Raw genomic sequence first — 13,200 nt, 5'->3', positions numbered from 1 at the left:
GGGTCCCGACCGCGCTGGACGCGGTCGGGACCCGGCTGTCGACTGCGGGTCAGGAGCCCTGGATCAGCCCTTGAAGGCGCCCAGGCCGTCCGGGGTGCCCAGCCCGGTCGGGCCGTCGTAGCCGACCTCGGCGGTGCAGAGGTAGGCCGGGGAGCAGCTGGCGGTGGAGCCGGTGGTGACGTCCCACAGGCCGGACGGGTCGGCGTAGAGGCCGGCCGCCGCGTAGTTGGCGCTGGAGGCGCCGGCGTCCGCGTAGACCGAGGCGATCAGCGGGGAGGCGACGCTGGTGCCGCCGAAGACCTCCCAGCCCGGGTCGCCGCCGTAGTTGTCGTACACCGCGACACCGGTGGCCGGGTCGGCGACCGCCGAGACGTCGGCCACGGTCCGCTTGGAGCAGCCGGTGTCCTTCTGCCAGCTGGGCTTGGCGTCGTAGGCGGAGCAGCCGGAGCCCGCGCCCTCGGTGGACGAGGTGGACCAGACCGACTCGGTCCAGCCGCGGGCGTTGGAGGCGGTGCTGAGCGAGGTGCCGCCGACCGCGGTGACGTACTGCGAGGCGGCCGGGTACTCGACGCCGTAGCCGTCGTCACCCGAGCTGGCGGTGATGTCGACGCCGGGGTGGTTGTAGTACTTGGTGTCGTAGCTCGGGTCGGAGCTGGACTCCGAGCCGCCGTAGCTGTTGGAGACGAACTTGGCGCCGAGGGCGACCGCCTCGTTGACGGCGGTGCCGAGGTTGGCGGTGGTCGCCGACTTGGCCTCGACCAGGATGATGTGGGCGTCGGGGGCTATCGCCGAGACCATGTCGATGTCGAGGGACTCCTCCTCGGCCCAGCCGGCGTTGGCGGTGGGCAGCGAGGTGGTGCTGCCGGTCTGGCTGACCTGCTTGAAGCAGCCGCTGGCGACGGTGCAGGCGGGAAGCCCGTACTGGGAGCGGTAGGTGGCCAGGTCGGTGGCGGCGTTGGGGTCGTTGTAGGCGTCGACGATGGCGACGGTCTGGCCGCTGCCGCCGCCGGCCGGGAGGTTGTAGGCGCTCAGCAGGCTGCTGGGGCCGTAGCCGGAGGGGGTGGCGTTGGGGGTGATCCCCATCGCGTGGACGTGCTCGGTCGTGTTGGTGACGCGCAGCGCATTGCAGGCCATCTCACCAGCGGTGCGGACCATGGCACAGGATCGGACCCAGGAGGCCGTGCCGTGCGCGGCGGTGGTCGCCGCCCCGGCGGGAGCGGCCGCGGCGAGGCCGCTGAAGGCCAGCGCGGCCGTGCCGAGCAGCGGGAGGATGATCCGGCGGGGGGACATGGTCAGCGGGTTGGTACGCAACGTACTGCCTCCAGGAATGGTTGGACCGGGGACATGCGTGGTGCGGCCGCGCAAGGCTGGGCAACTCCTACGAGGGGTGGTCCGCAGGGGGAACCCGCTGCCTCCCCGTTCCGGGGTGGCAGCTTGGCGAGAACCATAGTGAGTTGACAATGACTCGACAAGACCCAACGGGAACCCGACCGTCTGCTTGGCCGTCAGCCACCGGCCGCCTTCCCGTCACCTATCGGTCACCGCAGGTCAAATGCCCCTTCGAAGCCCGCGACCGACCCCGGGAACGACCCCCGGCGGGGCCGACCGGGACCCCGGAAAGCCCGTATGCGGACGGTCTCCCGACCGCCCGCAGGAGCGCATCGGGACGGGCCGCCTGACGATCCATCAGCGGTGCGCGGCGGTCGGACGCCGGCCGCCGGCGACGCCCGGGAGGCTGCCATGGACACGATCGGGTCACGATGCGCGGGTGCTCCGTCCCGGCCGTCCCAGCCGCCCCGCCCTCCTCCCGCGCCACCCGCGGCCCGCTCGTGCGCCGGCCCGGACCCGCGCCGGAACCCTCCCGGCGCTGCGCCAGACGCGGGAACGGGACGGGCCGCCCCGGCGTGGCGACCGCACAAGGAGGTGCGCCGCAGGTCAGCGGGGTCATGATGGCGCTATGCGACTCGACCACGTCTCCTACGCAGTGGCCCGGGACAGCTTCGTCTCCACGGTCCAATGGCTCGGCTCGGCGCTCGGCGCATCGTTCACGGACGGGGGTGTCCACCCGCGCTTCGGAACCCGCAACTTCGTGCTCCCGCTGGCCGGCGGCACCTATGTCGAGGTGGTGACCACCCTCGACCACCCGGCGGCGGACCGTGCGCTCTTCGGCCGCGCCGTCGCCCAGCGGGCCGAGGCCGGCGGTGGCTGGCTCGGCTGGGTGGTGGGCGTCGACGACATCGCCCCGATCGAGGCCCGGCTCGGCCGGACCGCCGACGACGGCCACCGGGTCCGCCCCGACGGCTTCGACCTGCGCTGGCGCCAGATCGGCGTCCGCGACCTGATCGAGGACCCGCAGCTGCCCTACTTCCTGCAGTGGCTGGTGGACCCCGAGGAGATCCCCTCGGCCTCCCCGCGCACCGCGACCAGGATCGACGGGCTGCTGATCTCCGGTGACCCGAAGATCGTCGAGGACTTCCTGGGCACCCTGGCCGACCACGACCATCCGCTCGACGAGACCCAGGTCACCTGGTCCGACGGCGAGGAGACCGGGCTGGTCAGCGTCGAGTTCGCCACGGCCAACGGCCCGATCGTGATCTGACCGGTCCTCCACCCCCCGGCAACTCCGCAGCCACCCGCCCCTTGTCCATGTACCCCCATCAGGACGCCGCCGAGTAACCCCTCGCAGGCCCGACCTGCGGCGATCCGCGTCCTCCGGTGCCCTGCCGCGTGGACGCGGACCGCCGGTGTTTGGTGTACTCAGTGCACCACCGGATGGTGGCGGAGAACCGTCCGACGAGGAGAGCGGCACAGGTGGACGACAACGACAGTGCGGGAACCGGCCCGTCCGACCTGAGGGCGGACTGCGGCAACTGCTTCGGGCTGTGCTGTGTCGCCCTCGTGTTCACCGCCTCCTCCGACTTCGCGGTCAGCAAGCCCGCCGGAACGCCCTGTGCCAACCTCCAGCCGGACTTCGGCTGCGGCATCCACGCCCGACTGCGGCAGAGCGGCTTCACCGGCTGCACCGTCTACGACTGCTTCGGCGCCGGCCAGAAGGTCTCCCAACTCACCTTCGGCGGCCGGGACTGGCGGCAGGACGCCGACACCGCCCGCCGGATGTTCGACGCCTTCCCGCTGATGCGCCAACTCCACGAACTGCTCTGGTACCTGACCGAGGCGCTCACCCTGGAGCCGGCCCGGCCGCTGCACAGCGACCTCGCCCAGCTCCGCGCCGAGACCGAGGACCTCACCCAGGGCGGTCCGGAGGCGCTGGCCGCCCTGGACCTCCCGGCCCACCGCGAGCGGGTCAACGCGCTGCTGCTGCGCACCAGCGAACTGGTCCGGGCCCAGGCTCCGGGACGCCGACGGGAACGCCGGGGCGCCGACTTGATCGGAGCCCGGCTCAAGGGCGCGGACCTGCGCGGCGCCAACCTGCGCGGGGCCTATCTGATCGGCGCCGACCTGCGCGGCGCGGACCTCCGGCTGGCCGACCTGATCGGGGCCGACCTGCGCGACGCCCGTCTCGGCGGCGCGGACCTCACCGGCAGCATCTTCCTCACCCAGGCCCAGCTCAACGCCGCGAAGGGCGACCGCGACACCCGGCTCCCGGCCGCGCTGGACCGCCCCGGCCACTGGTGACGGGGCCGCCGCCGTCACCGGCCGACGCCCCAGGTGATCCGCCAGTCGCGCGGTGAGCGGCCGGGCCGCCCCTGCGGTCAGAGCCAGACGGTTCCGAGCCAGGCCGTGACCGCGGCCGCCGCCAGCACCCCGATGTTCAGTCCGACCAGCCGCGCCTCGCCCCGGGACAGGTGCAGGGCCAGCGCGCCGACCTGCACCAGGGCCAGGCCGACGGCCGCGGCGAAGGCGAGCCCGGCCGCGATGCCGGTGAGCGGAGGGAGGACCAGCCCGAGCGCGCCGAGTACCTCAAGCCCGCCGATCGCCTTCACCAGCGGCATCGGCGCCCGGTCCACCCAGGCCATCATCGGCCGCAGCTGTTCCTGGTTCTGGAGCAGTTTCTTGCCGCCGGCATACAGGTAGAACAGCCCGAGGAGCCCGGCGACGATCCAGTAGGCGACGTGCATCGGGACCCCTTGTTGTCGATGGCCGACCGTGAGTGGCCTCATCATGGGTCACTGTCGGACGGCCTGCAAAAGGCACACGGATGTGCGCAACCCACCGGGAGCTGTCATGTCGCAGTACGAGCACACCTGCCTGATCCGGGGAGACGGCGGCCGGACCGTCCGCGCGGTCCTGGACCGGATCTGCGACAAGTGGACGCTCCTCGTCGTGGCCACCCTCGACCAGGGGCGGCTGCGCTTCACCGAGCTGCAGCGGCTCGTCCCCGGCATCTCCCAGCGCATGCTGACGCTGACGCTGCGCCACCTCGAACGCGACGGCCTCGTCTCCCGCACCGCCTACCCGGAGGTCCCGCCCCGCGTCGAGTACGCGCTCACCCCCATGGGCAGGAGCCTCATCCCTCCCGCACTGGCCCTCGCCGGCTGGGCCGTCGAGCACCACGCCCAGATCCAGGAGAGCCGGGCCGCCTACGGCCCCCAGGCCGAGTGATCCCCTTCCCGTGAACTTCCGTGTCGAAGGGCGAGATGCCCGGCGGAACCCTTGCCCCGAGCAAGTTAATGATCTTTACTGGATCTCCATGAGCCCTTCCGCCCCCCGCCTTGTCGCCACCGACCTCGACGGCACCATCGTGCGCTCCGACGGTTCGATCTCCGCGCGCACCGTCGCCGCGCTCGCCCGGGTCGAACGCGCCGGCGCCCGACTGGTCTTCGTCACCGGGCGTCCGCCGCGGCTGATGGGCGACATCGTCAGCGCCTTCGGCCACCGGGGCCTGGCCATCTGCTCCAACGGCGCGCTGATCTACGACCTGCACAGCGGCAGCGTGGTCGACGAGCGTCCGATCCGGCCGAGCGAGCTGGCCGAGGCGGCCCGCAGGCTGCGGGAGGTCGCGCCGGGCATCGGCCTGGCCGTCGAGTACGCCGACGAGCTGGCCGGCGACGACCGCTACCAGGCCGGGGCCTGGGACGCCGACGTGACCGTGCAGCGGCTGGACGACGCCGAGCTGCTGGGCCGGCCCGCGCCCAAGCTCATCGGCCGCCATCCGACGCTCTCGGCGGACGAGTTGCTCGCCCTCGCCGCGCCCGCACTGGACGGGCTGGTGACCGCCTACCACTCCAACGGCGAGCGACTGGTCGAGGCCAGCTGCCTGGGGGTGAACAAGGCCGCCGCGCTGGCCGAGCTGTCCTGGCGGCAGGGCATCACCCCGGCCGAGGTGGCGGCCTTCGGCGACATGCCCAACGACCTGCCCATGCTCGACTGGGCCGGGACCTCCTACGCCGTGGCCAACGCGCATCCCGCCGTCCTCGCCGCCGTCGACCGGGTGATCCCGGCCAACGACGAGGACGGCGTGGCCGGGATCGTCGAGCTGCTCTTCCCCGGCCGGTCCTGAGCCGGCGTCAGCTCCGGCGGGTCACTTCGACAGGGCCGCCAGCTGCTCCGTCAGCGTCGAGACGTCACGGAACGTCAGCCCGAGGGCGGCCACGTGCTTCCAGCGCAGCACGCCCTCGGCGTCGATCACGAACACCGAGCGCCGGACCAGGCCGCCGAGGCCGATGCCGTAGGCGGCGACCGCCTCCCGCCCGGTGTCGGCGAGCAGCGGCATCCGCAGGCCGTGCTTGCGGGCGAAGCTCTCGTGGCTGTCCAGGTCCTGGGTGCTGATCCCCCAGACGGTCGCGCCGAGGTCGGTGAACGCCTCCAGGCCGGAGGAGTAGGAGCAGAGCTGCTTGGTGCAGACGGCGGTGTCGTCGCCGGGGTAGAAGGCGAGGACGACCGGGTGCCCCTGCTCCTCGGAGAGGGTGCGCTCGCCGCGGACGACCTCGCCGTCGACGAGGTGGACGGACGGCAGGGTGAAGTCGGGGGCGGTCCGGCCGATCTCGGGCGACTTGGCCATGGCGGGCTCTCCTGTGGTCGGAACGGGGCGGGCGGGGACGGCTCGGTAGACCTTCGGAGCCGATGGTACGGCGGTCGGCCGCAGTCGGAACCGCTCAGGGCAGCTTGGTCCACGGCTCGGTGGACCGGGCGTGCCCCGACAGCCGAGCGGCGGCGGCAGCCGCGATCAGGGCGGCCACCAGCATCGGCAGCGACTTCGACGCATGGACCGCCAGCAGCCCGCCGCCCAGCGCGCCGACGAAGATCGCGGCGGCGGACAGCGCCCGCCGTCCCAGCTTGCTGTCGGCGCCACCGGCGAGCCGCCCGTCCGCCGCGATCCCGGCGATGGTCATGGTCAGCACCGTGGTGGTCAGGTCCGGGACACCGAGCCGGCGGACCGCCGCGTTCTGGGCCCCCATGCCCAGACCGAGCAGCACGATCAGCAGGTAGCGGCACCAGCCGCTGCCCGGGGTGGCGGCAAGCAGCCAGACGAGGTAGGCGGCCAGGAAGAGCACGGCCTCGGCGGCCGTCACCGAGAGCATCAGCCGACCCCGGTGATCGCTGTGGCGGTTGACCATCCGTCCGCCGTAGACGGCGCCGACCCCGAAGGCGCCGAGCGCGACCACCGAGGCGGCGAAGGTCCCGGACAGCGAGAAGCCGTCCACCCCGACCAGGGCGAAGGCCATGAACACCACGTTGCCGGTCATATTGGCGACGAAGACGTGGCCGAGCAGCAGGTAGCTGACCGCGTCGACGAGGCCGGACACCACGGTCAGCCAGATCAGCACGGAGGGCAGCGGGCCGTGCCGGTCGCCCGGGGCCGGGAAGAGCGTGCGCCAGGCGTCGATGAGGTGCTTCTTCACTGGTCGGCTCCAGGTCCTGACGGTCGGTTCGGTGCCGCCGATCATACGGTGACACCGAGCGCGCACCCCGGATCCCGGCCCCGCGCTCCCGAGACCGTCAGCCGTCAGCCGTCAGCCGGACGCGAGGAGTTCCGCCAGCTCCCGCCGTGCCTCGTCGGCCACGACGTCGGCGGCGCAGGCCGCCGCCAGCTCCGCCGCGCGGCCGAGCTGCGCCTCGGCCTCCTCGGCCCGACCGGCGGCGCCCAGGGCCCGTCCGAGGTCGAGGGCGGCCCGGCTCAGCTCGTACGGGGCGGAGCAGCGCTCCAGCCGTTCCACCGCACGGGTCAGCAGGTCGACTCGGGCCTCCCCCTCGGCCAGCTCGGCGCTGCAGCGCAGGGCCGTGCCGACCGCCGAGTCGGTGCCGAAACCTTCCGCCCGGAGCAGCGCCTCCGCCGCGACGGCGCGGGCGGTGTCGAGCCGGCCCTCGGCCGCGTGCGCGGACGCCAGTCCCTGCTGCCAGCCGCACCAGCCGGGGTTGCGCATCTCCCGGGCGTCCAGCCGGGCGCCGGCGGCGGTGAACTCCCGGACCGCGCCGGCCTGGTCGCCGAGGGCGTACAGCAGTCCGCCGAGCACGGTCGGGGAGTCCGGGAAGACCACGGCCGCCGAGTAGGGGGCGTGGAAGTCGTAGCGCCGGGCGAGCGCCGCCGCCTCGTCCGCGCCGCCGCGCGCGACCAGGATCGTGATCAGCGTCCCGACCGCGAACCAGTGGACCGGGAGGCCGGGGCCGACGCGGTTGGCTATGTCGAGGCCGAGCCGGGCACTCTCCTCCGCCTCGGCGAGGTTGCCGGTGCGGTAGCGGGCGTAGCCGAGGATGGTGTGGCCGAAGGCGAGGTGGGCGCCGCGCCAGCCGGCGTCCTCGAACTCGGCGATCCCCTTGGCGAAGAGCGCCTCGTAACGGTCGACCCGGTCGCAGTACATGTAGGTGAGGGCGGCGAGCACCGGCACCTCGAAGGCCCACTCCGGGTCGGTCCAGCTGAGCCCGCCGTCGAGGGCCAGGTCGGCGTAGTGGAGCACGGTCTCCTTGGGCTCGCCGCGCACCACCGCGTCCCAGGCCCGCAGCCCCAGGACGTACCGGCCGGCGACCGAGTCCCCGGTCCCGGCGACGCTGCCGACGGCCGTCCCGGCGATGTCGTCCTCGACCCGCCGGGCCAGCTCCGCGAGCCGGGCGGAGCGGGCCGGTGAGCCCTCCTCGTCGGCGTCGAAGGCGCACCACATCAGGTTCCACACCTGGAACCGCAGCCAGGCCGCCGCCGAGCCGGCCGTCTCGGCGGCCGCCGCGACCACCTCGGCGCCCTCCTTCAGATGGTTGCTGTGGGACAGCGACTGGGCGAGCCAGACCGCGATGTTCTCCCGCAGCTCCAGCGGGAGGCCGGGCTGGTCCAGGGCGGCGCGCAGGTGGCCGACGGTCGCGGCGGGGTCGTAGAGCAGGGTCGAGTGGCCGAGTTCGAACAGCACCCAGGCCCGCTGGTCGAGCGGCGGCGGCTCCTCCACCGCCCGACTGAGGCAGCGCTGGGCCGACTCGGGCGCCCCGGCGTTCATGAACTGGCGTGCGGCGAAGCGCAGCTGCTCGACCACGGCGGCATTGCCGCGCGGCGGCACCTCCAGCCAGTGCCGGGCCGCCGCGATCGGGCCGAGGCCGGCGTTCAGCACCGCCCAGCCGGCCTGCTCGTGCAGCTCGGTACGGAGCTCCTCGGCAATCCCCCGGTAGACCGTCGTCGCGATCAACGGGTGGACGAACTCCAGGATCTGGGACCCCGTCAGTATTCGGGCCGCGCGCAGCTGCCCGGCCGCCTCGACGGCCTCGGACCGGGTCAGTCCGGCCAGGGCGGCGGCCAGCTCCAGCGGCGTCTGGATGCCGAGGATCGCGACCGACCAGGCGAGCCGGACCGCACGGGTGCCGAGCCGCTCCAGCCTGGCGACCAGGCCGCTGCCCTTGGTCGCCGAGGCGAGCTCGCGCAGTTGCGGACAGGCCGTCCCGTCCGGCGGCAGCCCGAGTTCACGGGCCTTGGCGACGAGTTCCACCGTCTCGAACGGGTTGCCGCCGGTGACCGCCCAGGCCTCGCGGCAGAAGGCGTCCTCGACCACGGGGCCGCCCGCCGGGTCAGCGGCCGCGACCTCGGCGGCGGGCTCCTCCCCCGGCTCGGTCCGGTACATGGTGCGGACCAGCTCGCCGACGGCCTCCGGGGTGAGCGCGGACAGCCCCAGCGGGCTGACGCCGCTGCGGCCCGGGAGCGCGACGAACGCCTCGGCGCCGGCCGGCATCTCGTTCGGCCGGTAGGCGAACACCAGCAGCAGCGGCAGCCCCTCGACCCGGGCGGCGAAGGAGGCCAGCCAGGCCAGCGACTCGGCGTCGGCCCAGTGGGCGTCGTCCAGTGTCAGCACCAGCGGCCCGCGGGAGACCGCCAGGTTGGTGACCACCCAGTCCAGCCCGTCGCGGACACCCTGGGGGTCCGGCGGGGCGGAGCCGGAGTCCCCCTCCGTGCCGAGGCCGACGGCGCCCGCGACGATCTCGTACCAGCTGCCGAGGAGGGCGCGCTGCCCCTCCGCGTCGACCTGGGCCAGCAGCGGTCGCAGCAGGCTCCGGACGACGTGGAAGGCCGACCGCTGCTCCTGCTCGCCGCCGCGCGAGGACAGCACCAGCAGTCCGCGCTGCTCGGCCTGGGTCTGCACCTCGGCGACCATGCTGGTCTTGCCGAGGCCGGCCGCGCCGGTGAAGACCAGCAGCCGCTCGGCGATGCCCGCGGCCGGGCCGTCGGCCGCGAGGCTGTCCAACGCCTCGCCGAGGATCCTGAGTTCGCGCCCGCGCTCCAGCAGTCCACTACTGGCGGTCCGGTGTGCTGCCATCCACGCACCCTACCGCTTTGACCTGCATCGCAGTGGTGTTCCCGCAGTTGACGGAGTGACCGCTGCCCATGCCCGCATTTCCGGGTTCGAATCCGCCCTGCCGACGGATTCACCAATTCGAGGGAGAGCGACCGGGGTTGGGCTCCAACCGGGTGGACCGGACCTAACGTGTTGCTGAACAGAGATCACCGGACCGCACCGGTCCCCCTGCCTTGACGCCGACCGACGCGCCCGACCGGGCGCTCCCTCACAGGAAAGGCCTGGCAGCCGATGCCGCAGCCGTTCGAGCTCCCCGAGTTCTACATGCCGTACCCAGCGCGGCTGAACCCCCATCTGGAGAGCGCCCGTACCCACTCCAAGGCGTGGGCACGCGAGATGACGATGATCGAGGGCTCGGGCATCTGGGACGAGCGCGCCTTCGACGCGCACGACTACGCGCTGCTCTGCGCGTACACCCACCCCGAGTGCGACGCCGCCGAGCTCGCCCTGGTCACCGACTGGTACGTGTGGGTCTTCTTCTTCGACGACCACTTCCTGGACATCTACAAGCGCAGCAAGGACATGGCCGGCGCCAAGGCCTACCTCGACCGGCTGTCCGCCTTCATGCCGGCCGACGGCGGCGCCCCCGCGCTGGAGCCGACCAACCAGGTCGAGGCCGGCCTCGCCGACCTGTGGGCGCGGACCGCGCCGGGGATGTCGCCGGGCTGGCGCAGCCGCTTCATCGAGAGCACCGAGCACCTGCTGGACGAGTCCCTCTGGGAGCTCGACAACATCAACGAGGGCCGGATCGCCAACCCGGTCGAGTACATCGAGATGCGCCGCAAGGTCGGCGGCGCGCCCTGGTCGGCCGGGCTGGTCGAGCACGCCGTGGGCGCGGAGGTCCCGGCCGAGGTCTCGGCCAGCCGTCCGCTGCTGGTGCTCAGGGACACCTTCGCGGACGCGGTCCACCTGCGGAACGACCTCTTCTCCTACCAGCGCGAGGTGGAGGAGGAGGGCGAACTCTCCAACGGGGTGCTGGTGCTGGAGGAGTTCCTGGGCTGCACCACCCAGGAGGCGGCCGAGTCGGTCAACGACCTGCTCACCTCCCGGCTGCAGCAGTTCGAGCACACCGTGTTCACCGAACTGCCGCCGCTCTTCGCCGAGCACGGCCTGGACCCCAAGTCCTGTCTGGACGTCATGACCTATGTCCGGGGCCTCCAGGACTGGCAGTCGGGCGGCCACGAGTGGCACCTGCGCTCCAGCCGCTACATGAACGGCGGCGGCCCGGGCGCAGCGGTGCTCCCCTCCGCCGCCGGGGCGGTCCTCCCGGACGGGGCCGCCCTCCCGGACGGGGCCGCCGCGCTCGGACGGCTGCTGGACGGCCCCTTGGGCCTGGGCACCTCGGCCGCGCGGCTCGCCGCCTCGCTGGCCTCGGTCCCGGCCCTGGCGGCGGAGCCGGCCGGCCCCGCCGGGCTGCCGGCCGGGGTGGACCTCGCCCTCCGCAAGCACACCCACGTCCCGTTCACGCCGGTGGGCCACCTGCCGCTGCCCGAGTTCTACCTGCCGTTCACGGTGGAGCTCAACCCGCACCTCGACCTCGCCCGGGAGCACCTCGTCGACTGGGCCCGGCGGGTCGGCATCTTCGACGACGTCCCGCAGGTCTGGGACGAACGGCGGCTGCGCGACATCGACCTGCCGCTGTGCGCGGCCGGGATCCACCCCGACGCCGCCGCCGAGGAGCTGGACGTCACCTCCGGCTGGCTGGCCTGGGGGACCTACGCCGACGACTACTATCCGGTCGTCTTCGGCCGCAGCCCCGACCAGGCCGCCGCCAAACTGTGCAACGAGCGGCTGCTCGGCTTCATGCCGCTCGACCTGGTCCCCGCGCTGCTCCCGGCCAACGGGTTGGAGCGCGGGCTGTCCGACCTGTGGACCCGCACCGCCGGACCGATGGGCCCGGAGGCCCGGGCCGCCTTCCGGACCACCGTCGAGGTGATGATCGACAGCTGGCTGTGGGAGCTGGCCAACCAGAAGGAGAACCGGGTGCCCGACCCGGTCGACTACATCGAGATGCGCCGCCGGACCTTCGGCTCGGACCTGACGATGAGTCTGTGCCGGATCGGCCACGGCCGGACCGTGCCGCCGGAGGTCTACCGCTCCCGGCCGCTGACCGCCATGGAGAACGCCGCGGCGGACGCCGCCTGCCTGCTCAACGACATGTTCTCGTACCAGAAGGAGATCCAGTACGAGGGCGAGCTCCACAACGGGGTGCTGGTGGTGGAGCAGTTCTTCGACTGCGACCGGTTCCAGGCGCTCCGCATCGTCAACGACCTGATGGCCTCCCGGGTCCGTCAGTTCGAGCACGTGATCGAGTTCGAGTTCCCGGTGATGTACGAGGACTTCGACCTCTCGGCCGAGGCCCGGCTGACCCTGGACGGCTACGCCCAGGAGCTGCGCAACTGGCTCGCCGGGATCCTGGTCTGGCACCGCGACTGCTTCCGCTACGACGAGGCCACCCTCCGCCGGGTCTACGAGGCGCCCCCGTCGCCCGGGCTCGGCCTGTCGGCCCTCGGCATCCCGGCTCCCGCCGCCCCGGAGTTCGGCGCCTCGGAGTTCGGCGCCTCGCTCGGCACCTCGGCCGTCCGCTTCTGGCAGCCGGCCCCCGCCCCGGTCGGCCCGCGCTGACCTGGCCGTTCGGGGCGGGGCCGACCGGAAATCCGGTGGCCCCGCCCCGAACGCGGTGCCAGGATGGCGGCATGTCACGCACCTTCGACGACCTGGTCACCGAGGCCGACACGGTGTCCGTCGACGGCTGGGACTTCTCCTGGCTCGACGGCCGCGCCACCGAGCAGCGCCCCAGCTGGGGCTACGCCGCCGCGATGGGCGAGCGGATGGGTCTGGCCCGGGCCGCGCTCGACCTGCAGACCGGCGGCGGCGAGGTGCTGGCCGGCGTCCCCCGGCTGCCCGCGCTGACGGTCGCCACCGAGTCCTGGCCGCCGAACATCGCCAAGGCCACCCGGCTGCTGCACCCGCTGGGCGTGGCGGTCGTGGCCGAGTCGGAGGAGCTGCCGCTGCCCTTCGCCGAGGACGCCTTCGACCTGGTCGTCAGCCGCCATCCGGTGGCCACCCGGTGGACCGAGATCGCCCGGGTGCTGCAGCCCGGCGGCAGCTACTTCTCCCAGCAGGTCGGTCCGGCCAGCGTCTTCGAGCTGGTCGAGTACTTCCTCGGCCCGCTGCCGGCCGCCGTCCGGCGCGGCCGGCACCCGGACGACGCGCGGGCGGCGGCCGAGGCCGCCGGACTCACCGTCACCGACCTGCGCTTCGAGCAGCTGCGCACCGAGTTCCTGGACATCGGCGCGGTGGTCTACTTCCTCCGCAAGGTGATCTGGATGGTCCCCGGCTTCACCGTCGAGCAGTACCGGCCGCAGCTGCGGGCGCTGCACCAGCAGATCCAGGCCGACGGGTCCTTCGTCGCGCACACCACCCGGTTCCTGATCGAGGCCCGCAAGCCGGTCTGACGCCCGGTCCGCGCCGC

The 13,200-nt window shown here is 73.3% G+C and carries 11 protein-coding genes; 6 read left to right on the top strand and 5 right to left on the bottom strand.

Annotation, left to right across the window (positions count from 1 at the left end):
- Window positions 1-63: 63 nt before the first annotated feature.
- The gene (locus BS75_RS37120) at window positions 64-1,290 is read right to left on the bottom strand and encodes a S53 family peptidase (RefSeq protein ID WP_034094541.1); all 1,227 of its coding nucleotides are present in this window, start codon (window positions 1,288-1,290) and stop codon (window positions 64-66) included.
- 667 nt (window positions 1,291-1,957) lie between these two features.
- Here BS75_RS37120 and BS75_RS37115 point away from each other — a divergent pair.
- Together BS75_RS37115 and BS75_RS37110 are read left to right on the top strand one after the other, a co-directional pair.
- Window positions 1,958-2,599 carry a VOC family protein gene (locus tag BS75_RS37115; protein WP_034091361.1) on the top strand — a complete coding sequence of 214 codons (642 nt, stop codon included), beginning with the start codon at window positions 1,958-1,960 and terminating at the stop codon, window positions 2,597-2,599.
- A 212-nt stretch (window positions 2,600-2,811) separates the two neighbouring features.
- Window positions 2,812-3,636: a pentapeptide repeat-containing protein gene (locus BS75_RS37110; protein ID WP_034091360.1), complete on the top strand. Its 825-nt coding sequence runs from the start codon at window positions 2,812-2,814 to the stop codon at window positions 3,634-3,636.
- A gap of 77 nt (window positions 3,637-3,713) precedes the next feature.
- Here BS75_RS37110 and BS75_RS37105 read toward each other — a convergent pair whose 3' ends face one another.
- Window positions 3,714-4,079, bottom strand: coding sequence for a DoxX family protein (locus tag BS75_RS37105; RefSeq protein WP_034091359.1), 366 nt, complete (start codon window positions 4,077-4,079; stop codon window positions 3,714-3,716).
- A 106-nt stretch (window positions 4,080-4,185) separates the two neighbouring features.
- On the opposite strand from BS75_RS37105, the gene BS75_RS37100 reads away from it, so the two are divergent.
- Together BS75_RS37100 and BS75_RS37095 are read left to right on the top strand one after the other, a co-directional pair.
- Window positions 4,186-4,563, top strand: a complete 378-nt coding sequence (locus BS75_RS37100; protein ID WP_034091358.1) for a winged helix-turn-helix transcriptional regulator — start codon at window positions 4,186-4,188, stop codon at window positions 4,561-4,563.
- 88 nt (window positions 4,564-4,651) lie between these two features.
- The gene (locus tag BS75_RS37095) at window positions 4,652-5,461 is read left to right on the top strand and encodes an HAD family hydrolase (RefSeq protein ID WP_034091357.1); all 810 of its coding nucleotides are present in this window, start codon (window positions 4,652-4,654) and stop codon (window positions 5,459-5,461) included.
- A gap of 21 nt (window positions 5,462-5,482) precedes the next feature.
- Here the strand turns inward: BS75_RS37095 and BS75_RS37090 are convergent, their stop codons facing one another.
- From BS75_RS37090 to BS75_RS37080, 3 genes are all read right to left on the bottom strand, one after another.
- A complete protein-coding gene (locus tag BS75_RS37090) occupies window positions 5,483-5,962 on the bottom strand; it encodes a peroxiredoxin (RefSeq protein ID WP_034091356.1) in 480 nt (159 codons plus the stop codon).
- Between the two features lie 94 nt (window positions 5,963-6,056).
- Window positions 6,057-6,803: a YoaK family protein gene (locus BS75_RS37085; protein ID WP_034094540.1), complete on the bottom strand. Its 747-nt coding sequence runs from the start codon at window positions 6,801-6,803 to the stop codon at window positions 6,057-6,059.
- A gap of 111 nt (window positions 6,804-6,914) precedes the next feature.
- Complete coding sequence (locus tag BS75_RS37080) at window positions 6,915-9,686, bottom strand: ATP-binding protein (RefSeq protein WP_052440051.1); 2,772 nt, start codon at window positions 9,684-9,686, stop codon at window positions 6,915-6,917.
- A 270-nt stretch (window positions 9,687-9,956) separates the two neighbouring features.
- Here BS75_RS37080 and BS75_RS37075 point away from each other — a divergent pair, with 270 nt between their 5' ends.
- Both BS75_RS37075 and BS75_RS37070 read left to right on the top strand, forming a co-directional pair.
- Entirely contained in the window at window positions 9,957-12,350 is a 2,394-nt protein-coding gene (locus tag BS75_RS37075) for a terpene synthase family protein (RefSeq protein WP_063771486.1), read from the top strand.
- A 71-nt stretch (window positions 12,351-12,421) separates the two neighbouring features.
- On the top strand, window positions 12,422-13,183 hold the full coding sequence (locus BS75_RS37070) for a class I SAM-dependent methyltransferase (RefSeq protein WP_034091355.1): 762 nt from the start codon (window positions 12,422-12,424) through the stop codon (window positions 13,181-13,183).
- The last annotated feature ends 17 nt before the right edge of the window (window positions 13,184-13,200 follow it).

The organism is Streptacidiphilus albus JL83 (assembly GCF_000744705.1).
Lineage (GTDB): Bacteria > Actinomycetota > Actinomycetes > Streptomycetales > Streptomycetaceae > Streptacidiphilus > Streptacidiphilus albus.
Note: the sequence above shows the minus strand (reverse complement) of the source record. Positions and strands in the feature narration are given on the sequence as shown.

Bases quoted from the DNA above. Each gene is read 5' to 3' on its own strand.
- BS75_RS37120 (WP_034094541.1), bottom strand. From the start codon at position 1,290: ATGTCCCCCCGCCGGATCATCCTCCCGCTGCTCGGCACGGCCGCGCTG.
- BS75_RS37115 (WP_034091361.1), top strand. From the start codon at position 1,958: ATGCGACTCGACCACGTCTCCTACGCAGTGGCCCGGGACAGCTTCGTC.
- BS75_RS37105 (WP_034091359.1), bottom strand. From the start codon at position 4,079: ATGCACGTCGCCTACTGGATCGTCGCCGGGCTCCTCGGGCTGTTCTAC.
- BS75_RS37100 (WP_034091358.1), top strand. From the start codon at position 4,186: ATGTCGCAGTACGAGCACACCTGCCTGATCCGGGGAGACGGCGGCCGG.
- BS75_RS37095 (WP_034091357.1), top strand. From the start codon at position 4,652: ATGAGCCCTTCCGCCCCCCGCCTTGTCGCCACCGACCTCGACGGCACC.
- BS75_RS37090 (WP_034091356.1), bottom strand. From the start codon at position 5,962: ATGGCCAAGTCGCCCGAGATCGGCCGGACCGCCCCCGACTTCACCCTG.
- BS75_RS37080 (WP_052440051.1), bottom strand. From the start codon at position 9,686: ATGGCAGCACACCGGACCGCCAGTAGTGGACTGCTGGAGCGCGGGCGC.
- BS75_RS37075 (WP_063771486.1), top strand. From the start codon at position 9,957: ATGCCGCAGCCGTTCGAGCTCCCCGAGTTCTACATGCCGTACCCAGCG.
- BS75_RS37070 (WP_034091355.1), top strand. From the start codon at position 12,422: ATGTCACGCACCTTCGACGACCTGGTCACCGAGGCCGACACGGTGTCC.